A 4,389-nucleotide genomic window follows, 5' to 3' on the forward strand; every position below is an offset into this window, starting at 1 on the left:
CGGTTTTGCAGGTAGGACGAGTCGGGGATGTGTTGGTAGAACACGCCGCCGTTGAGCTTGCGCACGTCGCGCGTGAGGTTGTTCTCGACATCGGCGCCGACCTTGATCTCGTGGTGACCGGCCAGCTGCGCGCGCTGCGTGAGCTTGATCTGGCCTGACTTGCGATCCTCGAGGTTGTCGATGATGAATCCCGGCGAGTCCAACCAGTACTGGAACACCGGGCAGTTCTCGATCTGCGGATACTTGTCCGTGCTCACGCCGTCCGTACAGCCGGCGAGCACGCGTTGGCTCTCCTGGCCGGCGCGGCCGTACTCGCCGAGGTTGGCCAGAAACACGCGGATCGTCGGCACGTCGTTGAGCGACTGGTCGATCGCGTCCTGATCGTACTTGTCGCGATGCCAGCCGAACAGTCCCTCGACCTGCGTCTTGTTGTCGTTGAACTTGGACGTCCACCGGGCCGCGACGTCGGTGTTGAGCGACGTGAAATCCGCCCGCGTCGCATTGCGGGTGCCGAATACGCCGAAGATGCCCTCGCCCGACGTGGGCGTACCGAGAATCGACAGCGACCCCTGGTGTTCCGGCGTCAGCGCGAAGCTGACCTTGGACACGAACTGATACGACTGCGCGAGCGTCTTGAACTCGTCGCGATCGACCTCCTCGAACAGCAGCAGCCCGGTCGTCGGGTCCTCGTCAGGTTGACCGTCGGCGTTGTCGGGCGAACACGGGGTGAGCGAGCCGTCCTCGAGCGGCAGTTGGCAGTCTCGCCGCGACTTGACGATGCGCGCGACGTTGTTGCGCACGAAGCGCGGCGCGAAGCCGACGTAGAACCAGACCCGGTCCTTGACGATCGGCCCGCCGAGTTCGACGCCGAAGTCGGCCTGGTAGTCGAGCTTGATGTCCGAGTCGATGGCCGACGTCACTTGGAAGATGCGCTCGCGCGGCCGCACGTACGGCGTGATCGTGGAAAACACCGACCCGTGGAACTCGTTGCTGCCCGACTTGGTGATGACGTTGACGACGGCACCGGTGGCGCGGCCGAACTCGGCCTGGTAGCCGCCGGTGAGCACCTGGATCTCCTCGATGAACTCGTTGATCAGATCGGTTCCGATCGAGCCGAAACTGAGCCCCGTCGTGTTGACGCCGTCGATCACGTAGCTGTTTTCGAGCGACGTCGACCCGGAGAAACCGACGCCGCGGCTGTCGCCGGCCGATCCGGCGGCCGCCCCCAGCGCTGCGCCGAACGTGCGGCCGGGCACCGGGATGTGCTTGAGGTAGTCCTTGTCGACCGTGATGCCCTCGTCGGTTCGCGTCGTGTCGATCGTCGGTGCCTTTGCGTCCACGACGACGACCTCGCCCCCGGCAGCGGTGACGTCGAGTTTCTGGTCGACGCGCGTGACGCGCGACAGGTTCACGTGGATGCCACGCCGCTGGACCTGGCCATCGCCGATGTAGAACGTCACCATGTAGATCCCCGGCGGCAGGCTGTCGATCTTGTAGCTGCCCCTGCCGTCCGTGAGGGCCGACTGGACGCCCTGCAGCGACGGAGACGACACGACAACCGTCACGCCGGGAAGCGGGTCGCCGGTGGCCTGATCGGTGACGATCCCTGCGATCGCGCCGGATGTACTGCTCTGCCCCCACGCTGCGCCGGCCGCCACGGCCACGGCGACGGCGGCCGCCGCCAACGCGCACACACCTTGCCGTCGTCTCATCGATTCACCCCCCTCTTTCCGTTCAGCCGAGGCTGTGCTATGCGGGGGTTTCTTCACACAGCGGGGCCACCGCGGTCAAGCGTTCGCCCCAACAACGGGGGAGCGGTGGGAAGCCGCCGCGACTCGCATCGACGACCAGGAGAGTTTTGATGACGTCCACGCTTCGCGTCGCAGTCGCCGTGATGGTGTGCTCGATCCTGCCCGGCTGTGGCGGCGCCGTCGGCTCGCTGCCCCAAGGCTCGAATCCGCCGAGCGGGCGGAACGGACAGCCCGGCCAGCGCGCCGACCGCGTCGACCCCAACGCCTGCGGCGGGTACGCAACGACCGACCTCGGCAAGAAGATCAAGGCATTCCTGACCGCGACGGCCGCGCTCGACAAGGCGGTCGCCGACGCGCGCAACCACGTGGAAGCCGCATGCCGCGACATGGGCCGCACCCTCGGTGTCGCGGACCTGTCGGGGGACACCCAGGCCCTGTGCCAGCGCGTCGCCGCCGCGTTGCGCGCGAGCCTGCAGGCCGGCATCCGGGCTGACGCCCACCTCGACATCCAATACAAGCCCGCGGTCTGCACCGTGTCCGCCGACGCCACCGCCGCCGCGCGCGCCGAGTGCGCCGGCAGCGCGCAAGCCGGCGCCGGCGGCGGCTCGGCGGATGCCGCGTGCGCCAGCTCGGCCGAGGTGCGCGCGTCGCTCGCAGCGGAGTGCACGCCGGCGGAGCTGAACGTGAGCTACGGCGCCGACGTCGTCGTCGACAAGGCCAAACTCGAGGCGGCGGTCGCCGCGATCCGCACCGGGTTGCCGAAGCTGCTGGACGTGTACGGCCGGATGCGCACCGTCCAGCGCGCAGCCCAGACGTGGGCGAGGACTGCTGCCGACCTGGCGCAGTCGGCCAACTCGTTCGCCCGCGACCTCGGCAACCACGCCCTGTGCGTGTCGGGCCAGCTCGCGGCGGCCGCCGCCGCGGCGGTGCGGGTGATGGCCTCCATCGAGATCACCGTGTCGGTGTCCGTCGAGGTCAGCGCGTCCGCCGGCGCGACCCTGTAGCCCCCGTCCGCCGCGGCCACGGGACCGACGATGAAGACGCTCACGGAGTTCTCGGGCGTCGTGCTGCGGATGGCGCACCGCGCGCGCGCCGCGGCCGAGGAGGGAGCCGCGGACGCCGCGGAGGTCGCCGCCCGCGTCGGACAACAGGTCGGGATCGAGGGGGACCGTCTCGCGCGCCTGATGGAGGCGCTCGGCGTCGTCGGCGACCGCGTGGAGCGCACGCGGCTCGTCCGCGTGTACCAGGGAGAGGCGCCGAAGGGCGCGGCGGCGGTCGGCGAGTACCACTACGTCGTGGACCTCATCCCGAGTGCCGCGCCCGCGAAAGCGCGGGGAAAGCCCGGTCGAGACAAGCCGGGACGCGGGCGCGGCGGCGACCGCGGCCCGCGGAGGGACCGCGAGCCGCGCAGAGACCGCGAGCCACGCGGCCCGCTGCCTACCGCCGGCAGCGGCTGGGCGCTGCAGCGCGCCGACGGCGACCGCGACGACGCGCCGCGCAAGGGCGGGCCGAAGCGCAAGCCGAAGCGAGCTGCGAGGCGCGGCCGGGGCAAGGCGCATCCGGGTGCCGCACCGGCGGCCCGACCCGGCCGCGGGGCGGCAGGCGCGGAGCCGAAAGCGGGCGGCGGCACCGCGACACCGGCGAAGCCCGACGGGGCCGGCGCGGACGCAGCGGCCGGGCCGTCCCGGCGGCGCGGCCCTGCGGCGCGGGGCAAGAGCCCGCGGACGCCCAGCGACCCGGCCGTCGAGGTACGCAAGACCGGGGTCGCGCCGAAGAAGAAGCGGCGCCGGCGCCGCCGCACCCGGGGTGCGGGGCCGGCCGGTGGCCCCGGCGACGAGCGCAGCACCGGCACGGCGCCGGCCGCCGAGCACGCCGGCGACGCCCCGGCTCCGGCGCCCACCAGGCCGCGCAAGATCGTGACCGTGGCCGGTGGTCCGGCGAGCGACCCGCCCCCGGGCGGCACCGCGGCCGCTGCCGCACCGCCGAGTGCGCCCGTGGCCGATGGCGCGCCCGCCGCCGCGCCGCCGAGTGGGGCGCCGGCGGGCGACGCGCACCGCGCGCCGGCGAGCGACGCGCCCCCGGTCGCGGGATCCGCGGCGCCGGCGAGCGACGCGCCCCCGGTCGCGAACTCCGCGGCGCCGGCGAGCGACGCGCCCCCGGTCTCGGGATCCGCGGCGCCGGCGAGCGACGCGGAGTCGTCGCAATGAAACGACCGGCTCCGATCGCGCCCCCGCGAAGGTGGAAGCCGTAGGCCGCGCTGGGACAGGCCGGTCGATGGGTGCCGGGCGCGCCCGTTCGCGCTACACTCCCCATGCGGCGCGCCGCCGGACGCCGACGCCCATTGCCTGCGTCGCAGCTTCGAACAAGGAGGTCGGCCGTGCGCACTCATCAGACTCGTCGTCGCCTCGTGTTGTTATCGCTGGTCGCCGCCATCGGCACGGCGAGCCGACCCGCCACCGCCGGGATCGACAAGCAGGTGCAACGGGCCTTTCGCGGCCAGATCGTCGTGTCGGCCGATCCGCTGCCGGAGGATGCCGAAGGGAAACAGGGCGTCCGCGCGATCAAGAAGCTCGCGCTGCGCGCCGTCGACGGCGAGGCCGGCGCCGACGGCGTGAAGGCGTGGACCTTCTACTACACG

4 protein-coding genes are annotated in these 4,389 nt (G+C 72.3%); 3 read left to right on the top strand and 1 reads right to left on the bottom strand.

Features of this window, described 5'->3' with window-relative positions:
- Positions 1-1,694, bottom strand: a 1,694-nt coding sequence (locus D6689_19875) for a hypothetical protein (protein ID RMH38210.1), incomplete at its 3' end; no start/stop codon positions are given.
- A gap of 200 nt (positions 1,695-1,894) precedes the next feature.
- Here D6689_19875 and D6689_19880 point away from each other — a divergent pair.
- The 3 genes from D6689_19880 to D6689_19890 form a co-directional block, all read left to right on the top strand.
- Positions 1,895-2,755: a hypothetical protein gene (locus D6689_19880; protein RMH38211.1), complete on the top strand. Its 861-nt coding sequence runs from the start codon at positions 1,895-1,897 to the stop codon at positions 2,753-2,755.
- Between the two features lie 30 nt (positions 2,756-2,785).
- Positions 2,786-3,958, top strand: coding sequence for a hypothetical protein (locus tag D6689_19885; GenBank protein RMH38212.1), 1,173 nt, complete (start codon positions 2,786-2,788; stop codon positions 3,956-3,958).
- A 200-nt stretch (positions 3,959-4,158) separates the two neighbouring features.
- Positions 4,159-4,389: hypothetical protein (locus D6689_19890; GenBank protein RMH38213.1), on the top strand; the 231-nt coding region annotated here is incomplete at its 3' end.

The sequence above is a fragment of the Deltaproteobacteria bacterium genome (genome assembly GCA_003696105.1).
In the GTDB taxonomy this organism is placed as follows: domain Bacteria; phylum Myxococcota_A; class Polyangia; order Haliangiales; family J016; genus J016.

What these genes read in the sequence shown, in the direction of transcription:
- D6689_19885 (RMH38212.1), top strand. Translation starts at nt 2,786, where the DNA reads ATGAAGACGCTCACGGAGTTCTCGGGCGTCGTGCTGCGGATGGCGCAC.
- D6689_19880 (RMH38211.1), top strand. Translation starts at nt 1,895, where the DNA reads ATGGTGTGCTCGATCCTGCCCGGCTGTGGCGGCGCCGTCGGCTCGCTG.